The sequence below is a fragment of the Adlercreutzia faecimuris genome, assembly GCF_022669055.1.
GTDB classification, from domain to species: domain Bacteria; phylum Actinomycetota; class Coriobacteriia; order Coriobacteriales; family Eggerthellaceae; genus Enterorhabdus; species Enterorhabdus faecimuris.
Genome location: NZ_JAJMLW010000004.1, coordinates 235,538 through 261,255, shown reverse-complemented (window position 1 = coordinate 261,255; position 25,718 = coordinate 235,538). Strand labels below are relative to the sequence as shown.

Genomic DNA, 25,718 nt, shown 5'->3' with positions numbered 1-25,718 from the left:
CCACGGGCCCGTCCGGGCAGCGCCCCGGCGTCTTCTCTATAGGACTAAGTCTAATACTTGCCTTCCCGACTGTGCCTCTCGCGCACGAAAAAAGAGGCGGCTGACTTCCGTCAACCGCCTCTTCGGCATTTGGTGGAGCATGTTCACATTTGGGAGAACACCGCCCCCTCCATCGTCACCTGGCGAAAGTGCCCCGCCATTATCATCGAAGTAGTGGAATATATGCAAATCATCGTCGCCGGTGAGCACCACCTTCGACACGAACACGTCGATGAGCGCCTTGGGGTCATCTATCTCGGCCATGCTCTCCAACATGAACAGCACGCGGTCGCGGTCCAGCTTCACCGCCTCGATGGCCTTGGCTGTGGCCAGTTCCTCCTGCAGCAGTTCCTCGCGCGCCTTGAGCTCGTCCACGCGCTCCTTGCCGCCCGGCGGCGCGATGCCCTGCTCGATGGCCTTCCATATGCGGTCGTATGCCAGCGTTATCTCCTTGAGTTCGCCCTCGATGATGGCGCTCTGCGGCGTATCGTCGCGCTCGTTCTCGAACTCGCACATGAGGTCGGCGATCTTCTCGCGGTTGGCCTCCACCGACAGGGCGGCGCGCACGGCCTCGGCCACGTTCTCCTCGATGGCCTCCTTGCGCACCTTGCGCCCGCAGCCCTTCTTGTCCTGATAGTAGTAGTACACCTTGCCCGACTTGCCGGTGCCGCTGGTGCCCGTCATGGGCGTGTCGCACTTGCCGCACCACAGCTTGCCCGTGAGAAGGAAGTCGGCGTTGCCGGCCTTCCTGCGCGGCCGCGTCTCGTCCCCCAGCATCTTCCAGATCATACGCTGCTCCTCCATGGACCACAGGGCGGGCATGCCGCCCTCCTTCTCGTGCCCCGCGTAGCTGAACACCCCGGCGTTCTGCTTCCGCTTGAGCATCTTGGTCAGGGCGTTGTGGGTGATGGGCTTTCCGCGCTTGGTGGTATGGCCTTCCAACGCTCTCACAATCTCCGCCACGGTCTTGCCGTTGAAAAGCATGCCCTTCGCGCGCCTCAGCACCCCCGCCTCGGCCTCGTTTATCTCATAATAGCCCTCCACAATATCCCAGCCGTACAGCTGCTGGCCGTTGGCCATGCACCTCTCGGCGTTCTTCTGGATACCGTCAACTATGCGCTCGGCCAGCTGGGCGCTCTCCCACTCGGCCAGCACCTCCTTCAAGCCAAGCTGCAGGATGGCATCCGAGCCGGTGCCTATGCTCTCGCCTGAATACAGCACCTCGACCCCGTGCTTCCTGAGCGTGATGCGCAGCAGCGCCATCTCGTCGCGGTTGCGCATGATTCGGGCTACCTTATATATGACCACGTAATCGAACAGCCCCGCCTTGGCATCGGCGACCATGCGCTGGAAGTCCGCGCGGTTGGTGTTGCGCCCGGACCTCGCCTCGTCCGAGTAGATGGCCACCACGTCGAGGTCTTCGATGGCGCAGTACGCCAGGTTGTTGTCGTGCTGTATCTCGATGCTCTCGCTTCTCTGGTTGTGGGAGGAGAAGCGCGCGTAGGATGCGGCGCGGCGCCCAGGCCTTGGCTTTTTGCAGAGGCTGTACTCCATGGGGTTCCCTACGCTACCGATACCTGGGATTCAGTATCAGGCGCATCCCCTTCGCCCGCATTTTTTTCCTCAGTCCGGCGCACGCCCTCGGAAGCGCGGATTCCCCGAACCGCTCCGGCTGCCGCATCCTTGCCCGCATCGGAGAGGTGGGCGTAGTCATCGTTCAGGACGGCCTGCCGACGATCGGAATAGCTGCCGGCGTACTGTGGGCGCCCTGCCAACTCGTCAAGCGAGCAGCCGAGCGCATCAGCCACCATGCACGCCTGCGCGAAGTTCATATTGCGCTCACCCGTTTCCCAGGTCTTGTAGGTCAGTGGCTTAACGCCGATAACTGCGGCAAAAGCATCGCGGCTTTTGTATCCCGCAGCCTTGCGCAACTGCATCAGTTTAAGTTCCATTTTTGCGCCTTTCGGGATATTTCAGACAACCCGAATAGTACACGCTCCGCCTCCTTTTTTCAACTTTTAGACACTCTAGGGTTGACATAGATACTCTGAGTGTCTATTCTTCTTTTCAGTCGATGCGTTGAGTATCTGATTTTAGAGGAGCAGACACACAGCGTGTACATAAAGAAGGAAGGAACAACCATGGAAATCAACCGCAAGAAGTTCGACGCTGGCCGCTCCAATTGGGTGCACGGCGAGCACGAGGGCTACACCTACGAGGCCAAGGTCTTCAAGGCCCCCAGCCAGTTCGGAATCCCCACCCCGCGCTTCCAAGACGGCGGCAACGTCTCCAAGCTGTGCGTCCGCGATCAGTTCGGCCAGGAGGTCTACGCATTCGACCGTGGGCATGACCTCGCTACGGGCGAGGGGCTGGAAGCCGCCCTCCAGATCGTCGCGGCTCTTGAGGCCGTGTTCGTGGGAACCATGGACGAGGCCGCCGCCCAGTGGGTCCGCGACGTGGCCACCGAGTTCGGATTCAAGCGCGGCAACGTGGTGCCTGAGGACTGCGCGGCCGACCCTTGGGACTACTGCCGCTTCACCGTCTGCCGCGTCACCTACGAGGTGCACGACTACCGCCTCAGCATCGTGGGGGCAGCCATGAAGAACGAGCAGCTATACCGCGAGGCCATCAAGTTCGCCGCAGATGCCGAGGAGCGTTTCCTCAGCGCCGTCGAGGCCAACAAGTCCTTCAAGGATGACCGCACGCTGTGCGAGAAGCACCAGCAGATGGAGGTCATACCCGCCGCGCAGTGCGCATGCGCCCAGCAGGAACTCATCGCCCACCTGTTCGGCGTCTCCGATGAGCGCATCCACGAAGACCTCGCGCGCGTCATCCTCAGCCGCTAGGCAGCGGGTCTTGAGCAGACCCCAAAAACTCATCCGTCAGGTTACCCGTCACGACGTTAACAAGGCGGGGCACCCCTCCCCATTGAGTTGGCAGATGCAATCCCCGCCACGGCATTGCATCCCCCAGGTCACTGCGAGCAACAGGAAGGAGGAACCATATGGCCGACCAGTTCACGTTCAACGGCCGCCGCGTGCGAGCCTGGTGCGTCGATTCGGGCGTCACGTATGACGAACTTGCCGAGCGCATCGGCGTGCCCGTCGGCACCCTCAAGGCGTGGATTTACGGGCAGCGGGGCATCAGCTTCCCGCAGGCCTGCGCCATCGCCGAAGTGTTCGGCAAATCGTTGGACGATCTGCGCGAGCAGAAAGCAGCAAGCTAGCAATCAAGAAAGGAAAGACATGGAAGAGATCAAGTCCCTCACCTACCGCGTCAAGGAAGCGGTGGCCAACACGATCGAGAAGGCCGCGAACAACCCCGAAGGCATGTATGCCGTGGCCGAACTCGGCACCGCCTACGCCGCCATCTTGGAGGCAGAGGCCAAGGAGAACGCCGCGAACCTCGGCACCAAGCTGATCGAGGAAATCAAGGGCCTGTAGAGGAGGACCAACATGAACGACAACGCCATCAAGGAAGTGGTCGGCCTCATCTGCGAGAGCCGCCAAGAGGGGGACATGGTGAGCCTCACCATCGGAAGCCTCACGGGCGAGAACCGCCTGAGCATCACGAACGCGCCCAGCTACGTGCTGGATGCCATCACCGACAACGGCTACTACCTCAAGGCCGAGTTCGGATCCGTCATCGTCATGGCCGAGGAGGGCTAACCATGGAGAACATCGTCAAAGTGCGCGCCTGCTTCACAGGCTGCAACATCAAGAGCGGCAAGACCGTCATGTTCGTGGACACGGGCAGCGGCGAGGTGATCGACGGCCAGGAGGAGGCCTTCGCCGACGATGACGAGGATGAGGACGGCTCCTACCAGCTGCCGCCTGCCGCCTACGAGTACGAGGACATCCAAGATGAGGCGGCGTGATGACACCGGCGCAGCGGTCCATGTGCAGCGTACTGATGCAGCACATGGGCAGGTTCTACGAGAACCCCGAAAACGAGCGCCGATTCAGGGAATGGAAGGAGCGAAGGAACAACCCCGCCACGGACTTGATGCCTGCCGCCCCTTCCGGATGCCGCCAACTCGCAGGAAAGCGGCTCACCGCAAATCTTACCGCATCGCGGACGTTCTCCTCGTGATTGTCACGGCGTTCTGCGTCGCCTCGGTTCTCTGGGGCTACGGATGCGCCTACCAGGTCGGCTACGGGGCCGCCGAGCACTTCTTCACGGAGGTGCGCCATGGCTGAGGTCTGCAAGCAGCTGTACGACGGGGTGCAGCGCACCCCCCTCATGCGCGTCGAGGAGGCCTGCTGCTGGATAGCCGATGACTACCCCCGCAAGTGGCTCAGGCTCGTGAACCTCTGCGAGCAGGCCAAGGCCGACGGGCTGCCCCGCATCCGGCGCGGCGACCTGTTCATCCTCGCCCAGCAGCAGGGTATGGCCATCACCGAGTGCATGGAGTTCCGCTTCGACAACAACCTCTGGTCGGTGCTCAGCCGCTACCTGCTCATGTTCAGGCCGGAACTGGCCACGGTCATCTTCCCGAACTCTGCGGAAATCGACCGCCACGGCATCGACTTCGAGAACGTCTGGCACGACAACGTCGCCCGCAACACGTTCTTCCCGGTCAAGTGCTGGCAGGACGCGGTGGGCCTGTACCGAGGGGAGGCGGCATGAACCCCTACCTGGCGCAAGCCCGCAAGCCCATCCTAGCCTACCTCGGCCTTGAGGAGATCGAGACGGTGTGCACTCGCATCAAGTGCGACTGCGCCGACCTCCCTGAGGTGGTTGCGTGGATGCGCCCCCGCGTGGACACCAGAGGCGGCCGACCCCGCATCCACAACGCCCGGAAGCACCAGAAGGCAATGGACTGCATCGCCGACCGCTACAAGGCGGCTCGCGGCCTCATCCGCTCAGGCTTCGACGGCCCCGTGGTGATGACGGTGGTGAGCCACCGCCACGTGCCGGTCTCATGGCCGAAGCGCCGCAGGGGCGAGCAGGACACCATGAAGCCCGACGCCTCCAACATCGTGAAGCTGGTGGAGGATGCCCTCAACGGCATCGCCTACAAGGATGACAGCCAGATCGTGACGAGCATCCCGCTCAAGGCCCCGCGCGTCGGGGACTTCGACTGGCTTGAGATCGAGGTGACCTATTGCGAGGTGCCGGGTGCGTAAGGGCGGAAGGCGCAACGACTGGAAGGTCGCCGATGAGCGATACCTGATCGAGAACGCCGGCCGCATCCCCAGGCGGGAGATATGCCAGCACCTCAGAAGGTCGAACGAATCGGTCAAGCAGAAGGCCAAGGCGCTGAGGATGCAAGGCATTCCCGTGAGCCTCAGGCACTACCGCCCAAAGCTTGAGCCGTGCCCCTCGTGCGGATGCCTCTCAGGCCACCTAGGCTGCGACGGCATCTGCGAGCCGTGCCGCAGGCGCGAGCAGCTGGCCAACATCCATGCAGGAATCGCGGAACTGCTGCCGCGCCTCCCCCTTGACGAGCGGGACACCTACGAGAAGACAGAGGCGGAGACCGAATCGCGCCGCGACCCGATGCCGAAGGCGCCCAACACTGAGGGGCTTTCCTACTACGAGAGGGCGAAGGCCGATGAGGCCCATGCCCTTGCCTGCGAGGAGTGCCTAGCAGGGAACCTTCGCCGCGAGATCAAGGCGGCGCAGAAGCGCAAAGAGCGCATCAGCAAAAAAGTAAATCAATGACACTTTTGGCATTTTGCCAGTTAGGAGCAACAAAATGAAACTTGAGAAGATGAAGCGCAACCGTGCGGGGCGCTTCATCCCCCGCGAGTTCGCCGACGAGATCGTGGGGACGCTTGAGGACTACGACCTTGAGCCTGAGTTCATCGAGGGTGCCGCGTGCGTCCTCTCGTACCTCACCTGCCCCGAAGGCAGCGACATGCACGGAGCCGAGTTCCCCAAGTACCTGGACAACGGCCTCCTCGCCTTGGAGGCAGAGCCTCCCGCCGAGGTGATGAGCGCAGCCCGCGAAGTCATCGAACTCCTCAAGGCCAACGGCGTGGAGGTAGTGGATGCCTTCATCGTGCGGGGTGACCGCTAATGAGCGCCGTAATCGAAACCGTCAGCATCGAGGACGTGCACCCGCTGGTCGATGAGTTCGGCTACGATCTGGCGCGCCGCGACTACACGCTGAAAGAGAACCAGGCCTACGTCCAGGAACTCGCCCGCTCGATGCGCTCCAAGGGCATCCCCGACGAAATGGTCACCCTCGTGCGCGACGGCGGCATCTACCGCATCAAGGCCGGCAACAGCCGCATCATGGCCATGAAGGAACTGGGCACCAAGACCTTCCCCGCCATCGTTGAGGATGAGAGCACCCTGCAGGACGTCATCGAGACCGTGGTGCGCACGAACACCAAGAAGAAGTACGAGGCCGTCGAGGAGAGCCGCTTCGTCCGCCAGCTGGCCATGTTCGGCACCGATGAGTACGTGGCGGAGGTGTCGGGCCTCACCGTCGAGAAGGCCGCCAAGGTGCGCCGCGCGGCCAAGGTCGTGGAGGATGCCGCCGACGATATGAGTCTCATGCGCCTCATCGCGATCGGCGAGTTCGCCGATGACCCTGAGGCCGTGAAGGCGCTCACCAACTGCTCGGAGCGCGAGTACCAGACGGTGGCCAAGCGTTTCGAGGCTCGCCGCAAGAAGGAGAGCGCGGCCACGGACCTCGCGGCGGAACTGGCGGCGCGCGGCATCGCCGTCGTGGATGACGCGCAGGGCATGGCCATGGTGTGCAACCTCAACAAGATCGCGCAGCTCCCCGAAGACCTCCCCGATGGCTGCGTGGCCATGCGCCACAGCATCCCCGGATTCTTCATGATCTTGGCCCCTGCCCCTGAGGAGGAGCCGCCCGCGCCTGAGCAGGTGGAGGAAGACAGCGCCCGCGCGGAGGCCGAGGCCATGGCCGAACTCTACGCCGAGGGCACGGGCAACCGCCGCGCCTGGCTCGCCGAGCAGCTGGCCGCCCAGAGCCTCCTGCCGAACCTCTCCCGCCTCGTGGCCGAGAGCGATAACCGCCACGCCCCGCTGGTCAAGACGTTCCTCGAAGCGACCGGCACCAAGCGCCTCAACGTCGGGCACTCGGAGATCGTCCTGCTGTTCGAGAGCATGAACGACGCGCCGGGCTGCGGAATCCTCGACGGCACCGGCAAGCCGCGCCCAAAGGCGTGCGAGCGATACATCGCCCTTATGGACGCGATGGAGGCCGACGGCTACGAGCCTGATGAGGACGAGCAGGCCATCTACCAGAAAGCAACCGATTGCATGGAGGCAACCAAATGACAGAAGAAGGAACCATCGAGGTGACGGCCGAGGTGATCGAGCCGACCGACGCGCTGGAGGTGACCTACACCCCCGCCGTGTTCTCCGACAACCTCGCCGCGCTGGATGCCTACGTAGACCAGCAGATCGAGCCGTACATCGGCGCGCAGCTTGACCCCAACGACTACGAGACCATCAAGATGGGGCGCACCTGCATGGCCGACCTCAACAAGCTGAAAGCGCCCATCGAGGCGGAGCGCAAGCGCGTCAAGAAGATATACGAGGCTCCGCTCAAGGAGTTCGAGGCGAGGGTCAAGGCCATCACCGCAAAGATCGACAACGCACGCGCAAACATCAAGGAGCAGGTTGATGAGGCCGATGCCAACTTCAAGGCGCAGCGTCGGGAAACGCTGGCCGAGGAGTACGCGGGATGCGCCGGCCCCATCGCAGACGTTATCCCCTTCGCCGCCATCTTGGAGGACAAGTGGCTGAACCGCTCCACCAACGAGGCCAAGGCCGTCAATGAACTCTACGAGAAGGTCGAGAAGGCGCTCAAGGGCTACAACACGCTGCAGACCAAGGAACTCGCTCACAAGGACGAGGTGGTCAAGCACTACGCTGACACCCTGGACCTCATCGGCGCGCTTGAGTTGGAAGACCAGCTGAACGAGCGCGACCGCCAGATGGCCGAGTTCAAGGCGGCGCAGGAAGCCGCCGAGGCCGTCAAGGCCGAGCGCACGGCACCCGAACCCGCACCGGAGCCTGAACCCGTCCCAGATCAGCCCACAGCGGCCGCTCCGCCGGTCTGCCGCTGGTCTCTGGCCATGGAGTTCCAGGGCACCGAGGCGTTCGCGCAGCAAGTTGCCGCGACGTTGAAGGGAATGGGCATCACGGGCGCCTCCATCAAGTTCGCGGGGGTGGTCACCGATGAGTAGCGAGATCGTGGAGTACAAGGCCGACAACGGCCAGGACATCCGCGTTACCGAGCAGGACGTACGCGACCTCATGGCAGCCAACGGCAACGACATGGAGAACGTCACCTCCCAGGAGGTCAAGATGTTCCTGCGGCTCTGTCAGTCCCAGCGCCTCAACCCGTTCACCCGCGATGCCTACATCGTCAAGTACGGCAACCAGCCCGCGTCGGTCATCGCCGGCAAGGATGCGTTCGTCAAGCGCGCGACGCGCAACAAGAAGTACAGAGGCCACGAGGCCGGCATCACCTTCATACGCAGGGTCAAGGAAAACGGCGGCATAAGGAAGATCATCGAGCGCCGCGAGGGTTCCATGCTGCTGGAAGGCGAGGAACTGATAGGCGGCTGGGCGAAGGTATACCTGGACGGGTACGCCTGCCCCATCTTCGAGGAGGTTGCCCTCTCCGAGTACGCCGCGCCCGACCGCTACGGCAAGAACGGCTGGAGCAAGATGCCCGCGACCATGATTCGCAAGGTGGCGCTCTGCCATGCCCTGCGCGAGGCGTTCCCCGAAGACCTCGGCGGCCTCTACGGCGCTGAGGAAATGGACCAGGCGCGGCAGCAGGAACAGGCCGCCCCACAGCCTCAGGAAGAGGAGGCCGTGGAGTACATCGTTGAAGACGTGGTCGAGGAACAGCCCGCCCCCCAGCCTCAGGAAGACCCGCGCAAGGCGCTCTGGCAGCAGGTTGCAGATCAGAAGCGGCAGGCCATCGAACTCGGCACCAAAGAGGAGGGCATCACCAGCTGGATGGCCGCCAGCATCCTCAACCCCGACGGAAGCCCCAAAGCGATCAACATGTACACAGCCGAGGACATCGTGAAGCTCAGCGACTTCCTTGCCGTGAACATCCGCAACCATCAGGAACTCGCGGCGCAGCAGGGCGGCAGCGAGGCTGAGCGCGAGGAATACGCCGCTCCCGACTACGCCCCCGAAGACATCCCGTTCTAAGGAGGCGCGGCATGGGAATGGTTATACACGATGACTTCTGGGCGGCATGCCAAGCAATGCCTGAGAAGCAGCGCGCCCCGTTCCTGTACGCCCTTGCGAACTACCGCTTCACCAAAGAGGAGCCAAAGGGCAGCCCTCCGTGGCTGCCCACCTTCATCGCCCTCAAGCAGCGCATCGACATGGGTGACGAGGCTAGTGAGCGCGGACGCAAGATGGCGCAGGCCAGATGGGGCAAGAAGCAAGCGCAGGCACCTGCCAAGCAGGATGCCGAAGCAAGTGCCAAGCAGGATGCTCAAGCATATGCACAGGCAGATGCGCAGGCATATGCACAAGCATCGAACAACTCGGATGCTGAGGATGAGGTTGAGATAGAGGTAGAGATACCCCCCTATATCCCCCCGATGCTGAGCAGCCTGCAAGATGCGCCGTTCTGGCTCCAATGCCTCGGCGCTCTCAACGAGTTCCTCGGGACCACGTACACCACGATGCCGGAGAAGTGCCGGCACATGCTGGAACGCTGCGCAGGCGGCTACACCGTCGAGCAGGTGCGCTCGATGATCGCCTATAAGCGCGACGAGTGGCAGGGCACGAAGTTCAGCAAGCGGCTCACGCCCAACACGCTGTTCAGCCCCGATCACTTCGAGCAGTACATGCACGAGGCCAAGGGCGAGGAGAAGGAGGCCGAGGCGTATGCCGCTTACGACCAGTTCTAGGCTCAGGGCCTTCGAGGCCGAGAAGCCCATCCGCTGCGAGCACTGCGGCGCGATGAGGCCTCCCCGCAAGGTGGTCCGCGAAGACGGAACGCCCGTCGAGTTCAACGGCATCCCCGCCTTCTGGGGGCACGAGGACTGCGGCTGCCCAGGGGCTGTGGCCGAGCGGGAGGCAATCGCCGAGGCCGAGCGGCACAAGGCCGCCAAGGAGCAGGCCGAGGCGAAAGAGCGCGCCATCGAGAGGGCGGGCATACCCCTCCGCTACCGCGATGCCGCGCACCCTTACGCCGCGAAGATGGCCGCCCTGGCCTCCGAGGGGCAGGGCTTCTACATCTTCGGCCCGAACGGAACGTACAAGACCACGCTGGCCATGGCTGCGGCGCTGCAACTCATCGAGACGGGGCGCAGGGTCATGGCCGTGGCCACCTACGACCTCATGGACGCGATGCGGAGCCGCAAGGACGAGGACCGCGCCCTCTTCGAGCGGGCGGCCGGCTGCGACGTGCTCATCCTGGACGATCTGGGCAAGGAGGCCTCAAACACGGCCTACGCCTGCGAGCGCCTGTTCGCCATCATCGACAAGCGCGACAAGGCCATGCTGCCCACCATCGTCACGTCCAACTACCGCCTCAGCGAGATAGCCAAGAACATCACCGAGGGGGCGGTCGGCGTGGCCATAGCGTCCCGCCTCGCCTCCTCATGCAAGCAGGTCCCCCTTGAGGGGCCGGATAGGAGGCTCAATGGCCAAGATTGACATCATCGAGTGCCGCGACATGCTGCCGGCGCTCTCCGACATCCCCGACGGCATGGTGGGGATGCTGCTCACCGACCCGCCCTATTCGAGCGGCGGCATGTTCCGGGGCGACCGGTCGGGCGCAACGTCCGAGAAGTACCAGACCAACGATGCGGCCAAGAAGCCGGAGTTCTACGGGGACAGCCGTGACGAGCGCAGCTTCGTGCTGTGGTCGGTGCTCTGGATGGGCGAGTGTTACAGGGCGATGGCCGACGGTGCCAGCGCCATCGTCTTCTCGGATTGGAGGCAGCTGGCCAACGTCACCGACGCGATTCAGGCTGCGGGCTTCGTCTTTCGTGGCATCATCCCGTGGCGCAAGACCGCCGCGCGGCCTCAGCCCAACAGCTTCCGCAACGAGTGCGAGTACGCGGTCTGGGCGACCAAGGGGGCGATAGACCGCACGCCCGTGGCCGGTGCCAAGTACCTGCCCGGCGCGTACAAGTTCGCAGCCCCCTCAGGCGAAGGGCGCATCCACTCCACCCAGAAGCCGCTGAACCTCATCAAGGCGCTCATGGAGATCGCCGACGAGGGCGCGATAGTGCTGGATCCCTTCATGGGGTCGGGAACCACGGCGGTGGCGGCCATCGAGACGGGGCGGCACTTCATCGGGTACGAACTCAGCCCGGAATACTGCGCCCTGGCCAATGAGCGCGTCGCCCGCGCGAAATCTGCGGGGGGGGGTGGCTTAAATGGCTAAGGTCACTACTCTGCCGGCCATGTACCAGCCGATGATGGGCAAGCCGTCCGTGAGGATGGCGCGGTGCGCGGTGTGCGGCCGCACGTGGCCGCTTGAGCAGCACCATGTGGTGTTCCGAAGCGCCGGCAAGATGTTCGTGGAGGGGCGCGAGATCGAGAAGCCGACCATCACGCTCTGCGGCTTCGGCAACAACCTGCAAGACGCGGACGGCCGCGAATACTGCCACGGCCTCGCCCACCATCGCCGGCTCTACTTCCGCTGGGTCGATGATGGCGCGATAGCCTGCGCAGGCCATTGGGAGTACATCCGCCTGGACGAGGCATGCGACTACCTCACCGCCATCAGGATGGACGGATGGAGGCCGCTATGAGCTTCGGAATGAGAGACCAAGACTGGGTCGACCCGCCCGAACCGCCCACGTTCCGCGCCCACTGCGGAGACTGCAACCACTTCCACGAGTGCCCCTGCGGCGCCCATGGCTTCTGCGACGAGATCGGCGAGTTCGTTGAACCCGATAGCGTCGTTACCGTCGGGAATGACTGCGATGCCTTCGACGCTGCGGCCAGCTTCGATCCCGATTGGGAGGTCTGGGAGGCGGCCGACCAAGCCTATGACCTCATGCGAGACCTGCAAATGGAGGAGGAATGAACTACATCAGCCTTTTCAGCGGCATAGAGGCCGCCTCCGTGGCCTGGGCTTCCCTCGGTTGGAACCCCGTGGCCTTCTCGGAGATCGAGCCGTTCTGCTGCGACCTGCTAGCAAAGCGATTCCCGGACGTGCCCAACTTGGGAGACGTGGCCGGAGTTGATTGGACCGAATACGAAGGGAGCGTCGATGTTGTCATCGGAGGAAGCCCGTGCCAAGCGTTCAGCATGGCAGGGCGAAGACTTGGACTTATGGACGAGCGAGGTCAGCTCATGCTTGAGTTCGTCCGCTGTGTTAGAGAAGCTAAGCCCCGCTGGGTCATCTGGGAGAACGTCCCCGGAGTTCTGTCACAGGACAAAGGGCGAGCCTTTGGCACCCTCCTCGGGGAGTTGGAAGACTGCGGGTATGCTCTCGCGTGGCGAGTGCTGGACGCTCAGTTCTTCGGAGTACCCCAGAGAAGGCGCCGTGTGTTTCTTGTCGGACATCCTGTGCCCGGATGCGCCGCAGGAGTACTTTTTGAGCCCGACTGCATGCGAGGGGATAATCCGTCGAGCCGAGAGGCGCGGGCGCTCCTTGCCGCCGGTGCTCAAGACCGCCCTGCAGGAAGCTATACGCTCAAGCTGCGCCATACCGGATCGCCTTGCCCAGGGGGGGGTTCTGGGCCTCTGATTCAGGACGATCTGAGCGCGACGCTGGCCACTAGCCAAGACCAGGTGCTGTTCCAGTCCAATGTGCTGCCGATCGACACCACCCAGGTGACCGACCCCAGGAACGGCAGCAACCCCCAGTGGGGAGACCCCTGCCACACCATGAGCGCCCAGGGGCACACCCCTGCGGTGTGCATCGGATTTAGCGCGGGGCAGTCGGCCACGGCGGGATCCGTTGCCGCGCAGGACGAGGTTGCCCCCACCCTGAGGGCTGCCGAATCGGGAACGAACCAGGTGCCGAGTGTTGCCTATGCCATAAGCGGCAACATCATCGGCCGCGAGGAGAAGAACGGCGGCCACCACTTGGGCATCGAGGACGATGGGGCGATGTTCACCCTCACGACCGCCGACCGCCATGCTGTTGCCTTCGCTTGGAACTCAAGCATAGGGGTATCGGCAGCTGAGGAAGTGACCCCGACGATGAGAGCAGCCCATTCGGGAGAGCCTGCCGTACGCATGGCGGATGACAACGCCCACGCTGGCATCGGAGTCAACGTGGCCAACACCCTGAAATGCGGCGGATCCGCGCCCATCGTAGCAGCAAACGGCTACATAGTGCGCCGCCTCATGCCCGTGGAGTGCGAGCGCCTTCAAGGATTCCCCGACGGATGGACCGACATCTACGGAGGAGAGACGCGTGAGCGAATCGACTGGGGAAAGTGCCCGGACGAGTTCGATGACCCCGAAGGGTACGTCGCATTCATCAAGAATCCGCCCACGGTCGTTGAGACGGGCACCCCCGACGCGCCCCGCTACAAGGCATGCGGCAACTCCATGGCCGTGCCCGTAATCAACCACATAGGCCGCCGCATCGAAGCGGTGGACTCGATTTTCTAGGAGGAAGCGTGAGCAATAGGAAGTTCGTCAAAGTCGAACAAGCTGGCAAATGCCCAACTGAGTGGCTTATTGATCTGGGCGCAGTCGTGAGAATGCACCCCGATTCCAACTTCGTGGTCTTCGATGACGGGGCGGGCATGAACCTCACCGAGGAATCGGCGGATGCGCTAGCGAGGGAATTGGAGGCGATGAAATGGGCCGAACCAGCGACCGCGTGTGCATGCTTGAGCTCAACACGGACATGACGCGCATCGTCTGCTCCAAATGCGGGTGGGAGGTGCCGGCCGGCACCAACCCCAACACCGTGAGGGAATGCGGAGGATGCGAGAGGGTGGTGGTCTACGGAGACATCCCCCGCCTCTACCTCATCGGACCTGTCACGGGAAAGCCGAACGACAACAGGGAGACCTTCAGGGCGGTCCGCGCCATCCTGCGCAAGGACGGCTACGAGTGCGACTGCCCGCACCACTACATCGAGCAGGGAACCGAATGGGGCCGCGCCATGCGCATCAGCATCCGCCAGATGCTCGCGAACGACGGCCAGAGCACCATCCCGCTGTACGACGGCATCGCCATGCTGGACGGATGGGAACGGAGCCGTGGCGCGAAGATCGAGCACGACATCGCCGAGGCTCTGGGCATGCCCTGCCGCCCGTGGAGGGAATGGCTCAGCCCCGCAGCGCCCGCAGCCACGATGGCGGACGCGCCCGCACCCCAGCCGCTGCTGGCACCGTGCTGCTAGGGGGGGGGTGGACGCGATGCCCATGGAGCGCCACCGCTACCCGAAGGACTGGAAGCAGATAGCAGCCCAGGTGAAGGAGGAGGCGGGGTGGAAGTGCGAGGAGTGCGGGAAGCAGTGCCGCAGGCCGGGAGAGCCGCTGGACACGCACCGCAGGACGCTCACCGTGCACCACATCGACCACACGCCTGAGAACTGCGAGAGGTCCAACCTCGTCGCCCTGTGCGCACCCTGCCACCTGCGCGCGGACAAGGAGCACCACGCCCAGACCCGCAAGCGCAGGCGGGAGGAGTACCGGCGACACATGGCGGAACATGCCAATGCGGCCGATCGGGCTTCTTGAATCTTTCCTTCTTCCCCGGTCGCGCCGCGACCCTCCTCTACCGGAGCCGCCTTCCCTAGGGAGGCTCCCTTACGTTTTGCGACACATCCAAGAGAATCACCGCCAAGATAGGAGGACCGCCATGCCGCTCAGCCAGATGAAGTGCTGCAAGTGCGGGGGCATGATGCCGGTGCGCCGCAGGCGCGGCCACCTGCGCAAGCGCAACCACATCAAGACCATGTGGTGCCCTTGGTGCAAGCGCGTCACACAGCACAGGGAACGCTTCTAGTGCTCACCGCCCCCCAGGAGAAATACTGCCAGGCCCGCGCCCGTGGGCTGTCTCAGCGCCAAGCGTACCGCGAGGCCTACCCGAAGTCTGTCAAGTGGAAGGACTCGGCGGTGGACTCGCAGGCTTGCCGCCTTGAGAAGCTGCCCAAGGTTTCCGCAAGGGTCAAGGAGTTGCAGGATGCGGCCGCAGAGCAGGCTGTCGCGTCGCGTGCGGCCGTCATCGACCGAATGGCGGCCCTGAACGCCCATGCATCCAAGATAGCCGTGGAGAGGGCGCGAGAGGGCTTCATCGACAAGGCGGCCACCGATGCAATGATGGCCACAGGCTCCAAGCTGCTGGACGTGCTGCCCGACGATACGGGCAAGGGTGACGGAATCCTGAGGGTGTACGACTTCGGGCTGCTCATCGGGCGCGCCTTCATCGACCTGCACCGCTCCATCATCGCCCACGAGTTCGAGGAGATATGGGAGGAAGGCGGGCGCGGCTCGCTCAAGACCAGCCACATCGCCACCGAGATCGTGAACGGCGTGACCACCGTGCAGGGGCGCAATGCGCTGTGCATGCGCAACCGGACGAACAAGCTGCGCACCTCCGTCTATGCGGAGATCAAGAAGGCAGCCCGGAGGATGGGCGTGGCCGACGAGTTCACATGGGGAAAGTCGCCCCTGCAGGCCGTGCACAGGCCGACGGGCAACGTGATCTACTTCTTCGGAGCGGACAACGTGAACCCCGAGGATTCCCCTCTCAAGGGCTTGGCGCCCGAGGAGGGCTATATCGCATACGTGTGGTTCGAGGAGGCCAGCCAGTTCCCCGGCTACCGCTACGTCCGCAACGTGAAGCAGACGGTGCTGCGCGGCGGCGGCGACCTGCCCACGTGGACGTTCCTCAGCTACAACCCGCCCGTATCGGCCAACGCCTGGGTCAACCGCGAGAGCAAGCAGCCCCAGGAAGGCCGCACCGTGCATCGCTCGCACTGGACGGATGCGCCGAGGGCGTGGCTGGGCGAGGCGTTCATCGCCGTAGCCGAAGCACTCAAGGCGCGCAACCCAAAGGCGTACCGCCACGAGTACGACGGCGTGGCCACAGGCACAGGCGCCAACGTCATCGACCCTGAGATCATCGAGGTGCGACCCATCACAGACGAGGAGCGCGAGGCGCTGGACAACATAGCCCACGGGGTAGATGCCGGCAGCGTCCACCCGTGGGTTCACGAGCGCGTGGCCTATGACGTGGACGAGCACGTGCTGTGGTTCCTCGATGAGGACAGCGCCACAGGCAGCGAGGCGCACGACACGAAGACCGCGCCGCTTCTGGCCGAGAGGCTTGAGGGATGGGACGAGGAGGATGATGACCTCTGGTGCGATAGCGCGGCGAAGGGCATGATCCTGTACTACCAGCAGCAGGGGCTTCACGCGCGCAAGGCCTACAAGCAGGGCGTGAACTCCCCAAGCGAGCGCGTGCGGTGGTTCAACCGGTTGGCCAAGATCGTCATCGACCCGAACACCTGCCCGCTCGCGGCTGAGCAGATTCCCGCCCTTGAGTACGTCATAACCCCGTCGGGCGACATTACGGAGACACTGCCAAAGGTAGACGATGACACGCTTGATGCCGCAGGCTACGCGGCATCCGTATGGATTAGGCAGGGGTTATAGCATGGCAGAGGAGCGCGGCACTTTCGCCTTCGCAATCGAATGGCTCAAGATGATGGGCTATCATCCCGACACCCGCATGAGCGGCATCATCGGGAAGTACTGGGGCTGGTACACGGCCGACAACAACTGGTACCACTACAGCGTGAGCAGGAACATGCGCCGCTTCCGCGTTGACCGCGAGACGCTGCACCCTGCGGCACTGGCGGCGGAAGCGTGGAGCGACCTGCTGATGAACGAGAAGCTGGGCATCACCGCCGAGGATGAGGGGATGCAGAAAGTCATCGCTGCCCACTTCGGCGGCTTCGGCGTGAACCAGGCCGACTTCGTTACCCGCTCCTTCGCCCTCGGCACGGGGGGATGGGCCTGCGGGGTCTATGACGTTTCGGACGATGGCATGCTCCACCCCGATGCGCGCGTGGAGATCGAGGACTACGAGGCGCACCAGTGCCTCCCCCTCACGTGGTCGGCTGACAGCTGCACGCAGTGCGCGTTCGTGACACGGGTGGAGCTGGACGGCCGCGACTATGACCAATGCCAAGCCCACGTGCTGCTGGACGGCACCTACCACATCCTCACGCAGCTGTTCGACATCAAGAGCCACCGCATGGTGTTCCCTGAGAGCGTTATCGCAGACCTCGACACCAAGAGCACCGAGCAGACCTTCGCACTCGTGAAGCCCGCCGTCCCGAATCCCCATTTCAGCTATTGCGCAATGGGCGCCAGCATCTTCGAGAAGGGCATCAGCGCCATCAAAGCCACCGACGAGGCGCTCACCAGCCTGCTGGTGCACATGCGGGTCGGCCGCCCCAAGATGTTCGTGACCGACACCATGATCGAGAAGAAGACCAAGAAGGACGCGAACGGCAACAAGGTCACCGAGTACGCCGCATTCGGCGAGGCCGATGACACCGTGTTCCGCACGCCTCCCGGCGAGGAGGGCACCGACCCGATGAAGGTGGTGCATCCCGAGATGCGCGTGGCCGACAACGAGGCGGCCATCAACGCCGGCCTCAAGATGCTCTCCCTCACCTGCGGGCTTGGGGACAACTACTGGGCATGGGACCACAAGGACGGCCTGAAAACGGCCACCGAGGTGGTGAGCGATTCCAGCATGCTGGCCAGAACGCTCAGGAAGCACCAGAACGCCCTCAGCGGCTCCATCACCACGCTGGTGCGCGGCGTGGCGGGCGTTTGCAAGGGCATCTGCGGCACAGCGGTGGACACGCAGGCAGCGGTCTCCATCGACTTCGATGACAGCGTCATCACCGACACGCAGACGGACAAGAACATGGCGCTCACCGAGATCAGCATGCTGGGCATCCCCGCCCTCAAGCGCAAGTACCTCGTGAACTACTGCGGATTCAACGAGGAGGATGCAGCGGCCGCCGTGCCAGACCAGGCCGCAGCGATAGATCCGGGCTTCTAATGCTGTCCCCTGAGCAAATCGAGACGGCTGGCGACGCGGTTGCCGCCGTCTACAACGACATAGAGGCCAAGATGCTCGACCACCTGGTCATCGCCCTCATCAACGTGGAGGAACTTGACCAGATGACCATGACGGAGCTCAACCTCCTCGCCCAGTCCCACACCCAGCAGCTTCGCGACTACATCAACGACGAGCGCGAGGTCATCGCGGCCGGGGTGCGCGAGACCGCCGAGCGCCTGATAGAGGCATCCGATGCCGATGACATCAGGCGGATGGGCAAGGGCACGCCGCTATGGCCTCAGCAGGTCACCGCGACCGTTGACGGCGTGGCCAGAATCTTGGCACGCGACAACATCCAGATGGTGGAGGGCGCCAAGCAGGCCTTCCTCTCGGCCTCAGTGGAGGCCATCACGCGCGTGAACACCGGCACCATGACCACGGAGCGGGCACTGCACTCCGCCGTGAGGAAGCTGGAACGCGAGGGCATCCCGATCATCACATACCAGAACGCCAGCACCGGCATCGTCACCGTGGCCAACAAGGTGGACGTGGCCGTGCGCCGTCACATCCGCACACAGATCGCGCAGGACGGCGCGCGCATGACCTTGGAGCGGATGGAGCGCGGCGAGGTCACGCTTGTGGAGGTATCGAGCCACGAGGACAGCAGGCCGAGCCATGCCGCATGGCAGGGGCAGGTCTACAGCCTGCACGGCGAGGTGGAGATAGACGGCCACAAGTACGCCGACTTCTACGAGGCCACGCGCTACGGAAGCGTGGACGGCCTCCTGGGCGCGAACTGCCGCCACAGCTTCGGGCCGTACCGACACGGAGCGCCGAGGGCATACGAGCAGAACCCGCAGCACCCCAGCGGGCTGGAAGGCTCGGAGGTGTACGAACTGGAACAGCAGCAGCGGTACCTTGAGCGGCGCATCCGCGAGGCCAAGCGAGAACTGAGGGGCGCGCAGCAGGTCTACGATAAGACGGGCAGCCTTGAGAGCCGCACCAACCTGCTCAAGGCCCAGAGCACGCTGAAAGATCGGCAGAGCGCCATGCGCGACCTCATCAGCGACGCCAACGCCAAGGCGAAGCCCGGCACCACCGTGCTCACCAGGAGGCCGAACAGAGAATGGGCTGGCGACATGCCGAAGGGCACCGCCATCAAGGCCAGCGGGCGCAAGGTTGACGAGTTCCTGGGAGGCTCGGGCGCATCCGCGACGCTCAAGGCCAACGGAATCACCAAGAGCGCGGCACGCGCCGCCATAGCCAAGGAAATGGCCAGCCGTGGGGGCACCGCCGCAGACTTCGCATCGCTTTCAGCCTCAGACCAGCAGGGCATCTTCAAGAGCATCGTGAGCGCGCTGCGAAACCCCGCCAAGATCAAGGGCGCGCAGCACGCGGCCAAGACCGCCGTGGACAGGTCCGCCCCCATATACGCGAAGCTGGAAGACAAGCACGTGGACAAGGTGGCCAAGCTAGTCGGCAAGGGCACCACGCCGGCGGCGCGGCTGTACCTGCGATACGAGGACCAGCTGAGCCTCATCGACCACGCCTACCGCAGCACCGCCCACTTCTCGCCCAGCGACGTGGGCGTGCGCATCAACGTGGCCAACACCTACGCCGACGCGCGCAGGCCGTCCATGAACACGTGGTTCCACGAGTTCGGCCACCATATCGACTACATCAGCACGGGGGCGCAGGGCTATGCGGCCAAGCGTGCCGCAGGCGTTCCCTATGGCGATATGTACGCCTCCACGAAGTACAAGGGAAACGCCTTCGGCAAGATGCTCAAGGAGGAGGCGACCGCCTACGTCGATGCGGTGCACGCGCGCATCAAGGCGGAAGCCGCCGCCTTCATCGACGCCATGGACCTGAGGGGGATGCGCGACGCAGGTATGCTGTCCGAGGCAACGTTCTCCGCGCTGCGGCACGATGCCCGCGCGTACCAGCGCGTGACATCCCCAGGCTTCAAGCCGGAGGACTACGGCTACACGCCAGAGGAGGTCAAGGCCATCAAGGCCAGCAAGAAGAGCATCGTGGCCACCGTCAAGAAAGACCCGCAGTACAAGGAGGCCGTCAAGAAGCAGCGCGCCTATGAGGCCGTGGGCAAGGAGATCAGGGGCATGACAGATGCCCAGAAGGCCGACCTCTCTGACATCTTCGGCGGCGCGACCGGCAACAAGGTGGACGGCGGCTGGGGGCATCGCACATCGTACTGGGACAAAGGCGGCGGCGCGCTCGCACGCGAGGCGTTCGCGGAGTTCTACAGCGCGCACATCGGCAACCCTGAGAGCCTTGCGGTGCTCAAGCAGTACCTGCCGAAGTCGGCGGAGATATTCGAGGATATAATCGAAGCGATTGAGAAAGGGGCTATCTGATGGATGACCTGATCTACGAACTCATGGACGAGTACAAGGCAAAGTTCGGGGACATCTTCCCCCGCATGATGATGATGAGCGCCCCGGACGAGGAGGTTATCGCGGCAATACGCCAGTGCCTCGACACAGGGCAGCCGTTCGACCCCGGCCTGCCGGATGACGCGATAGTCTAGCGAAACCGTGAAGCCCCGCCGAGCGCGGGGCTTTTTCATGCCCAGGCGACACCTTGGGGAAACTTCCAACTGCGCGAGAGACGGCGGCAACGGTCTCAATCGCCCGCCTGAGCGGCAATCAGGTACCGAAGCGCGCAGAGAAGCGCGGAAACCAAACCCCGGAAGGAAAGGTTGGAAGCAATGACAGGAACAGAACCGACACCCACGCCCACGCCCGAGCCTACGCCGGCACCGACCCCTGCGGCGGAACCGGCACCCGCCCCGCAGCCTGCTGCACCTGCCGCAGAGCCTGCACCAGCAGCCGAGCCGACACCGCAGCCTGCTGCACCTGCCGGCAGCACCGTGAACGCCCACAAGTACCAGCGCGACATCGCGAAGGTGGAGGCAGAGCGCGACGCTGCGAAGGCCGAGGCCGAAGGGTACAAGGCCCTCAAGGACGAGTTCGAGCAGTGGAAGGCCGAGCAGGAAACTGCGAAGACCGAGAGCGCGCTCAAGGCGGCCGGATGCCATGACGTGGTGGCGGCGAGCGCACGCCTCGGCGAGTTCGATGGCGACATCGAGAAGCTGAAAGAGGCCGCGCCCTACCTGTTCACGTCCACCGATAACAGCAAGTCCACAGGGGGCAAGCCCAAGGGAACCCCCGACCCCGAAGACGAGCGCACGAAGAAGATGCGCGAGACCTTCGGGCTGACCAACGAAAAGGAGTAAACCAATGCCCAACCAGATCACCCTGCCCCAGGGCATCCAGACCATCTTGGACGAGGTGTACCGCCAGGCGGCCTGCACCTCCGTGCTGGACAGCGCCCCCTCCCAGGTGCGCCCCACCCAGAACGTCCACGAGTTCTGCTATCCGCAGATGGAGGTCGGCGGCCTCGGAGACTACGACCGCGCCAGCGGCTACACCTCCAACAGCGGCGTATCCCTCGTGTGGAAGACCGTGGAGGCCGACTACGACCGTGGCACCAAGATCATGGTCGATGCCATGGACAACCAGGAATCCTTCGACCTCGCCTTCGGGCAGGCCGCGAACATCCTGATGCGCGAGCATGTGGCACCTGAGGGCGATGCCTTCACCTTCGCCAAGATCGCCGCGCTCACCGGCATCACCAACAACACGGACTCCATCGAGGGCGGCGCCCAGTTCCTTGAGGCCATCCTCACGGCCACCACGGAAATGGACGAGAATGAGGTGCCCGACGAGCAGCGTTACCTGTTCACCACCTCCACGCTGCTCAAGTCCGTGAAGGCCCTGGACACCACCAAGTCCCGCGAGGCGCTTGACGGCTTCGCCGGCATCATCAAGGTGCCCCGTGGCCGCTTCAACACCGCCATCGACCTGCTCAGCGGGCGCGACGGCGACGAGATCGCGGGCGGCTGGAAGCCCTCGGAACTCTCCAAGCCGATCAACTTCCTGATCGTGCACAAGCCCGCGCTCATCAAGTTCGACCGCCACATCGCCGGCCCCACCGTCATCAGCGCGGACCAGAACCCCGATGCGGATGCGGACATCGTGAAGTACCGCAAGTACGGCGTGGTTGACGGCTACGAAAACAAGCGCGCAGGCATCTACCTGAGCCACCAGTAAGAAGGAGGAGCAACATGAAGACCGTGGGTCTGCTCATCGACGGCAAGGCCGTCCAGAAGAAGGAGGCCAAGACCTCCAAGGCGAAGACCACCAAGACCACGACCAAGGCTGACAACGCCAAGGCCGAGAACAAGGGCGCGGAGAAGGCCGAGAAGGCCGAAGACGCTGCCAAGGACGAGGCTGCCGCTGAGAAGCCGGCAGAGGCCAAGGCTGACAACGCCAAGGCCGGAGAGGAGGCGGGCGAGTAGATGCCGCTGCCATCCGTCACATACGAGCAATACAAGGCTCAGGGCGGAACGCTCGAAGCGGATGCCTTCGCGGCATCCCTTCGGGCGGCGGTATCTGCGGTGCGCGACGTGATCGGCTACAACGAGCCGCAGGACGATGATGACGTGGAGGCATACACCCGCGCGGTGTGCGCCGCCGTGGACGTGGACGAGGCCTACGGGGCATCCGGCGGCATCGGCGAGGGCGTGGCATCGGTCACGCTCGGCAAGTTCTCCGCGACCATGGGGCAGGCATCCGGCTCGTCATCGCTCTACGACGTTGACATGAGGCGCGCCGTGCGCCGTGAGCTCGTCGGCTCCACCCTCCTCTACCAGGGGCTGCAATGATGCCCCTGCCGCGCAGGCTGCTGCGCTCCACTGCGAAGGTCAAGGTTCCGAAGACAGGAACGCCCTACGGCGGCGAGTTCGAGGAGCCTGTGACCATCGAGCGCGTCTGCTTCGAGCCTACCGCCTCGATCAGGCGCACGGATTACCAACTGCAGGCGCCCTTGAAGGGCACGCTCTACATAGACCCCAAGGTGAGCACTGGCGCCTTCGCCATCCCTGCGGGGTCTCTGGTGAGCATTGACGGGGAGGTCTCCGATGCCACGGTGCATGAGTGCCAAGCCGTCCCGAACCTCGGCGACCTGCACCATTGGGAGGTGCTGCTCAAATGACGGTCATCCTCAACATCAAGGGCATCGAGAAGCTGGCGGACCCGGCCGAGGCGAAGAAGCGCCAGGAGGAGTACGCCATGCGCGTGGCCTTCGTCATGCGCAAGTACGTGCCCCGCGACGAGAACACGCTCAGGGCTTCCGAGCCGCTGAACTCCAAGTACGCCGAGGGTTTGCTGATCTGGAGCACCCCGTATGCCGCAAGGCAGTACAGCATCCCCATGAGGCACACCACGTCGGGAACCTGCGACCATTGGGACGAGGCGTGCGCGCGCAACGATATGCCCGCGCTCATCAAGTACGCCGAATCCCTCTATGGAGGTGACTGATGGCAGCCCTTGACCTTCTGGACGTGATGCGCCGCCGCCTCAACGAGGGCGGCATCACCGACGTATTCACCACCATGCCAGACGGCAGACGCTTCCCCGAATCGGTGACCATCGCCTTCGGCGTGCCCGACCGCAAGATCGTCTACTACGACGGCACCACCACCTCGCCGCTGCGCGTGACCGTGATCGTGATGAGGGTGAGCGAGTACGAGGCCATGGCCACGGCTCAGCTCGCCGAGAGCATCTTGGCCACCTCCCCGCTCGATTCCGAGAACGGCAGCTACGAACTTGAGAGCTTCGAGACCACCGACCCCCAGCCGCTCCCTTGGGACGAATCCGGGCGGTTCGTGTGGGCTTTCGATGCCTACATCGACACGAGAAAGGACTTTTTCTAATGGCGAAGACCGTGGACATCGGGTTCGCGCTGAACTACCAGTACGCGAACCTCCTGAACATCACCCCGGAGGAGGATGAGCCGACCTGGGCCTACATGGGGCCGGGCATCGAGGACATCAGCCCCGACCGCTCCGAGAAGACCGACGAGACCGAGGACTACTCCACCGGCGGCAACACCGTCACCACCGTGACGGGCGTGACCAAGACCACGAGCGTCACCGGCAAGCGCCGCATCGGCGACCCTCTGCAGGACTACTTGGCCAGCCTTGAGGAGTGCTTCGGGGACGAGCGCGAAACCCAGTACCGCTGCGTGTCCCCCACCGGCGAGATCATCGAGGAGGAGGTCACGCTCAAGGACATCAACATGAGCGGCCCGAACGGCGCAGCCTCCGACAAGCAGGCCATCAGCTTCGGCATGGCACGCAACGACACCCCCACCCTCATCCAGCCGGCCAAGGGGCACCATCTTCCCGCCACCATCGCGGTGGAGGACGTGACGGTTTCCGTGGGAAAGACCAAGCAGGTCACTCCGACCGTCGAGCCTGCCACTTCCTCGGACTGGTGCCTGTATGCCATCGAGAACCCCGACATCGCCAAGGTGACCGCCGACGGCATCGTTGAGGGTATCGCGGCGGGCAAGACGCGTCTCTCCGTGAAGTGCGCCGCCAAGCCCTCCATCCGCGCGACCGTGGACGTGGTGGTCTCCGAGGCTTAGCCAAGCGACACACTTGGGAATATCGGTCATGAGGCCGGGGAGGAAGCGCAGCCTCCCCGGCCTTTCCTTTTACTGCGCGAAAGGAAAAGAGGTAAACCATGGAACTCAAAGTCAAGGCACCCTATGAACCGCTAACCATCGAGATCGGCAACGCGGTGGTGGAGACCCGCATCAACGTGACGGTGGACGGCCTGCTCGACATCGGAGAAGCATGCAACAAGGCGCACAGCAAGATGACCGCGCTCCAAAAGCTGCGGGACCAGGCCGAGCAGTCCAAGAACGTCTCGCAGCTTCGCAAGCTGAACAAGCAGACGGCCGACGTTCTTGAGGTGGCGGTCAAGGCCGGCATCGGCGAGGAAGGCTACGACGCGATCGTGGAAGCCTGCGGCGCTGGCTACCCCATCAGCAAGGTGGACTGCAACATCGTCATGGGCAAAGTGTTCCACGCTATCTTCCAGACGGTTCAGGAGCGTAAGGAAGACACCCTCAACGAGAAGGCTGCGCATTACCTGGCGGAGGTAGATGATGCGCAGTCCGAGCCTGACCCGGAAGACTAAGGCCGAAAACGGCCGCCTCGTCAGTTCCTACGAATGGGGCGGCCATCGGGTTGACGTATGCGATTCAGCACGCAACGGCATCCTGGTCATAGAGCTGTTCCAAGATGAGGAGCTTGCGCCCGAGCAGAAGGCGCCGCTCCTCATTCGCATGCTGTTCCCCAAGCCCGAAGACGCTCTGGCCATCGCAGGCGAGCGCCTTGGGGATCTCCTCATCGACATCGTGTGGGAGGCCTTCGGGCTTGACATATCGAGCGACGGCCGCCACGCCTCGGAGCATGAGGATGCGGTCTTCGACTTCACAGAGGACGCGGGGAGAATCCGCGCCTCGCTGCTCCAATGCTTCGGCCTCGATTGGGATGACGTGGCCGGCACCCTCTCATACGCCGACATGTGCTCGCTTCTAGGCATGCTGCTGGAAGCCGATGCCGAGACGCCGTTCGCGCAGGCGGTCTACTACCGCACGGCCAAACCCCCGAAGCGCAACAAGCACAACGGAGACCTGTGCGATGCCTTCGAGGCGCGCCGCAAGCATTTCGCCCTCCAATCGGGGCGCGATCCCGAACTGAGCGCAAACGACACGACCGCCGACATGTTCGCAGCGGCCAAGCGCGCCGCCCAGAGAGGGGCGTAATC

At 63.8% G+C, this 25,718-nt stretch carries 37 protein-coding genes; 35 read left to right on the top strand and 2 right to left on the bottom strand.

Annotated features, from left to right (window positions below):
• Positions 1-36 precede the first annotated feature (36 nt).
• Together LPT13_RS11445 and LPT13_RS11440 are read right to left on the bottom strand one after the other, a co-directional pair.
• On the bottom strand, positions 37-1,593 hold the full coding sequence (locus LPT13_RS11445) for a recombinase family protein (protein WP_242166532.1): 1,557 nt from the start codon (positions 1,591-1,593) through the stop codon (positions 37-39).
• An 8-nt stretch (positions 1,594-1,601) separates the two neighbouring features.
• Entirely contained in the window at positions 1,602-1,991 is a 390-nt protein-coding gene (locus tag LPT13_RS11440; protein ID WP_117284155.1) for a helix-turn-helix transcriptional regulator, read from the bottom strand.
• A gap of 189 nt (positions 1,992-2,180) precedes the next feature.
• Between LPT13_RS11440 and LPT13_RS11435 the strand changes: the two genes are divergently transcribed.
• From LPT13_RS11435 to LPT13_RS11265, 35 genes are all read left to right on the top strand, one after another.
• On the top strand, positions 2,181-2,885 hold the full coding sequence (locus LPT13_RS11435) for a DUF7678 domain-containing protein (protein ID WP_242166531.1): 705 nt from the start codon (positions 2,181-2,183) through the stop codon (positions 2,883-2,885).
• A 158-nt stretch (positions 2,886-3,043) separates the two neighbouring features.
• Entirely contained in the window at positions 3,044-3,265 is a 222-nt protein-coding gene (locus LPT13_RS11430; protein WP_242166530.1) for a helix-turn-helix domain-containing protein, read from the top strand.
• A gap of 19 nt (positions 3,266-3,284) precedes the next feature.
• Positions 3,285-3,482, top strand: a complete 198-nt coding sequence (locus tag LPT13_RS11425) for a hypothetical protein (protein WP_242166529.1) — start codon at positions 3,285-3,287, stop codon at positions 3,480-3,482.
• A 12-nt stretch (positions 3,483-3,494) separates the two neighbouring features.
• Positions 3,495-3,707, top strand: a complete 213-nt coding sequence (locus tag LPT13_RS11420) for a hypothetical protein (RefSeq protein WP_242166528.1) — start codon at positions 3,495-3,497, stop codon at positions 3,705-3,707.
• Positions 3,708-3,709: 2 nt separating this feature from the next.
• Complete coding sequence (locus tag LPT13_RS11415) at positions 3,710-3,916, top strand: hypothetical protein (protein ID WP_242166527.1); 207 nt, start codon at positions 3,710-3,712, stop codon at positions 3,914-3,916.
• A gap of 314 nt (positions 3,917-4,230) precedes the next feature.
• Entirely contained in the window at positions 4,231-4,668 is a 438-nt protein-coding gene (locus LPT13_RS11410) for a hypothetical protein (RefSeq protein ID WP_117284147.1), read from the top strand.
• Positions 4,665-5,168, top strand: a complete 504-nt coding sequence (locus tag LPT13_RS11405; protein ID WP_181965276.1) for a RusA family crossover junction endodeoxyribonuclease — start codon at positions 4,665-4,667, stop codon at positions 5,166-5,168. Before LPT13_RS11410 ends, LPT13_RS11405 begins: the two co-directional genes overlap by 4 nt.
• Complete coding sequence (locus LPT13_RS11400) at positions 5,161-5,706, top strand: hypothetical protein (RefSeq protein ID WP_242166526.1); 546 nt, start codon at positions 5,161-5,163, stop codon at positions 5,704-5,706. Before LPT13_RS11405 ends, LPT13_RS11400 begins: the two co-directional genes overlap by 8 nt.
• 34 nt (positions 5,707-5,740) lie before the next feature.
• Positions 5,741-6,064, top strand: a complete 324-nt coding sequence (locus tag LPT13_RS11395) for a hypothetical protein (protein WP_242166525.1) — start codon at positions 5,741-5,743, stop codon at positions 6,062-6,064.
• Complete coding sequence (locus tag LPT13_RS11390; protein WP_242166524.1) at positions 6,064-7,299, top strand: ParB N-terminal domain-containing protein; 1,236 nt, start codon at positions 6,064-6,066, stop codon at positions 7,297-7,299. Before LPT13_RS11395 ends, LPT13_RS11390 begins: the two co-directional genes overlap by 1 nt.
• The gene (locus LPT13_RS11385; RefSeq protein ID WP_242166523.1) at positions 7,296-8,213 is read left to right on the top strand and encodes a DUF1351 domain-containing protein; all 918 of its coding nucleotides are present in this window, start codon (positions 7,296-7,298) and stop codon (positions 8,211-8,213) included. The genes LPT13_RS11390 and LPT13_RS11385 overlap by 4 nt, the downstream gene beginning before the upstream one ends.
• A complete protein-coding gene (gene bet / locus LPT13_RS11380; protein ID WP_242166522.1) occupies positions 8,206-9,198 on the top strand; it encodes a phage recombination protein Bet in 993 nt (330 codons plus the stop codon). The genes LPT13_RS11385 and bet overlap by 8 nt, the downstream gene beginning before the upstream one ends.
• Before the next feature lie 11 nt (positions 9,199-9,209).
• On the top strand, positions 9,210-9,911 hold the full coding sequence (locus LPT13_RS11375; protein ID WP_242166521.1) for a conserved phage C-terminal domain-containing protein: 702 nt from the start codon (positions 9,210-9,212) through the stop codon (positions 9,909-9,911).
• Positions 9,889-10,662 (top strand): ATP-binding protein, encoded by a 774-nt coding sequence (locus tag LPT13_RS11370; protein ID WP_242166520.1) that lies wholly within the window; start codon positions 9,889-9,891, stop codon positions 10,660-10,662. The genes LPT13_RS11375 and LPT13_RS11370 overlap by 23 nt, the downstream gene beginning before the upstream one ends.
• Entirely contained in the window at positions 10,649-11,398 is a 750-nt protein-coding gene (locus LPT13_RS11365) for a DNA-methyltransferase (protein WP_242166519.1), read from the top strand. Before LPT13_RS11370 ends, LPT13_RS11365 begins: the two co-directional genes overlap by 14 nt.
• On the top strand, positions 11,391-11,768 hold the full coding sequence (locus LPT13_RS11360) for a hypothetical protein (RefSeq protein ID WP_242166518.1): 378 nt from the start codon (positions 11,391-11,393) through the stop codon (positions 11,766-11,768). Before LPT13_RS11365 ends, LPT13_RS11360 begins: the two co-directional genes overlap by 8 nt.
• 8 nt (positions 11,769-11,776) lie before the next feature.
• Positions 11,777-12,046 (top strand): hypothetical protein, encoded by a 270-nt coding sequence (locus tag LPT13_RS11355; protein WP_242166517.1) that lies wholly within the window; start codon positions 11,777-11,779, stop codon positions 12,044-12,046.
• Complete coding sequence (locus LPT13_RS11350) at positions 12,043-13,587, top strand: DNA cytosine methyltransferase (protein ID WP_242166516.1); 1,545 nt, start codon at positions 12,043-12,045, stop codon at positions 13,585-13,587. Before LPT13_RS11355 ends, LPT13_RS11350 begins: the two co-directional genes overlap by 4 nt.
• A gap of 193 nt (positions 13,588-13,780) precedes the next feature.
• Positions 13,781-14,329, top strand: a complete 549-nt coding sequence (locus tag LPT13_RS11345) for a DUF4406 domain-containing protein (protein WP_242166515.1) — start codon at positions 13,781-13,783, stop codon at positions 14,327-14,329.
• A 7-nt stretch (positions 14,330-14,336) separates the two neighbouring features.
• Positions 14,337-14,669, top strand: a complete 333-nt coding sequence (locus LPT13_RS11340) for an HNH endonuclease (RefSeq protein WP_242166514.1) — start codon at positions 14,337-14,339, stop codon at positions 14,667-14,669.
• Positions 14,670-14,790: 121 nt separating this feature from the next.
• Complete coding sequence (locus tag LPT13_RS11335; protein ID WP_160345556.1) at positions 14,791-14,937, top strand: hypothetical protein; 147 nt, start codon at positions 14,791-14,793, stop codon at positions 14,935-14,937.
• A complete protein-coding gene (locus LPT13_RS11330) occupies positions 14,937-16,589 on the top strand; it encodes a PBSX family phage terminase large subunit (protein ID WP_242166513.1) in 1,653 nt (550 codons plus the stop codon). Before LPT13_RS11335 ends, LPT13_RS11330 begins: the two co-directional genes overlap by 1 nt.
• Position 16,590: 1 nt before the next feature.
• The gene (locus tag LPT13_RS11325; RefSeq protein ID WP_242166512.1) at positions 16,591-18,015 is read left to right on the top strand and encodes a phage portal protein; all 1,425 of its coding nucleotides are present in this window, start codon (positions 16,591-16,593) and stop codon (positions 18,013-18,015) included.
• Entirely contained in the window at positions 18,015-20,390 is a 2,376-nt protein-coding gene (locus LPT13_RS11320; protein ID WP_242166511.1) for a phage minor capsid protein, read from the top strand. Before LPT13_RS11325 ends, LPT13_RS11320 begins: the two co-directional genes overlap by 1 nt.
• Positions 20,390-20,563, top strand: a complete 174-nt coding sequence (locus tag LPT13_RS11315; RefSeq protein ID WP_242166510.1) for a hypothetical protein — start codon at positions 20,390-20,392, stop codon at positions 20,561-20,563. The genes LPT13_RS11320 and LPT13_RS11315 overlap by 1 nt, the downstream gene beginning before the upstream one ends.
• Before the next feature lie 342 nt (positions 20,564-20,905).
• Positions 20,906-21,271 (top strand): hypothetical protein, encoded by a 366-nt coding sequence (locus LPT13_RS11310; protein WP_242166508.1) that lies wholly within the window; start codon positions 20,906-20,908, stop codon positions 21,269-21,271.
• Between the two features lie 4 nt (positions 21,272-21,275).
• The gene (locus LPT13_RS11305; RefSeq protein WP_242166506.1) at positions 21,276-22,148 is read left to right on the top strand and encodes a hypothetical protein; all 873 of its coding nucleotides are present in this window, start codon (positions 21,276-21,278) and stop codon (positions 22,146-22,148) included.
• Positions 22,149-22,162: 14 nt separating this feature from the next.
• Entirely contained in the window at positions 22,163-22,396 is a 234-nt protein-coding gene (locus LPT13_RS11300; RefSeq protein ID WP_242166503.1) for a hypothetical protein, read from the top strand.
• A complete protein-coding gene (locus tag LPT13_RS11295) occupies positions 22,397-22,762 on the top strand; it encodes a hypothetical protein (RefSeq protein ID WP_202095574.1) in 366 nt (121 codons plus the stop codon).
• Entirely contained in the window at positions 22,759-23,091 is a 333-nt protein-coding gene (locus LPT13_RS11290) for a putative minor capsid protein (RefSeq protein ID WP_160345536.1), read from the top strand. Before LPT13_RS11295 ends, LPT13_RS11290 begins: the two co-directional genes overlap by 4 nt.
• Positions 23,088-23,417 (top strand): minor capsid protein, encoded by a 330-nt coding sequence (locus LPT13_RS11285; protein WP_160345533.1) that lies wholly within the window; start codon positions 23,088-23,090, stop codon positions 23,415-23,417. The genes LPT13_RS11290 and LPT13_RS11285 overlap by 4 nt, the downstream gene beginning before the upstream one ends.
• Positions 23,417-23,812 (top strand): phage tail terminator protein, encoded by a 396-nt coding sequence (locus LPT13_RS11280; protein ID WP_160345531.1) that lies wholly within the window; start codon positions 23,417-23,419, stop codon positions 23,810-23,812. The genes LPT13_RS11285 and LPT13_RS11280 overlap by 1 nt, the downstream gene beginning before the upstream one ends.
• Positions 23,812-24,528, top strand: a complete 717-nt coding sequence (locus LPT13_RS11275; protein ID WP_242166501.1) for a phage tail tube protein — start codon at positions 23,812-23,814, stop codon at positions 24,526-24,528. Before LPT13_RS11280 ends, LPT13_RS11275 begins: the two co-directional genes overlap by 1 nt.
• 98 nt (positions 24,529-24,626) lie before the next feature.
• Positions 24,627-25,085, top strand: coding sequence for a hypothetical protein (locus LPT13_RS11270; protein WP_242166499.1), 459 nt, complete (start codon positions 24,627-24,629; stop codon positions 25,083-25,085).
• Positions 25,051-25,716, top strand: coding sequence for a Gp15 family bacteriophage protein (locus tag LPT13_RS11265; RefSeq protein ID WP_160345525.1), 666 nt, complete (start codon positions 25,051-25,053; stop codon positions 25,714-25,716). The genes LPT13_RS11270 and LPT13_RS11265 overlap by 35 nt, the downstream gene beginning before the upstream one ends.
• Positions 25,717-25,718: the final 2 nt, after the last annotated feature.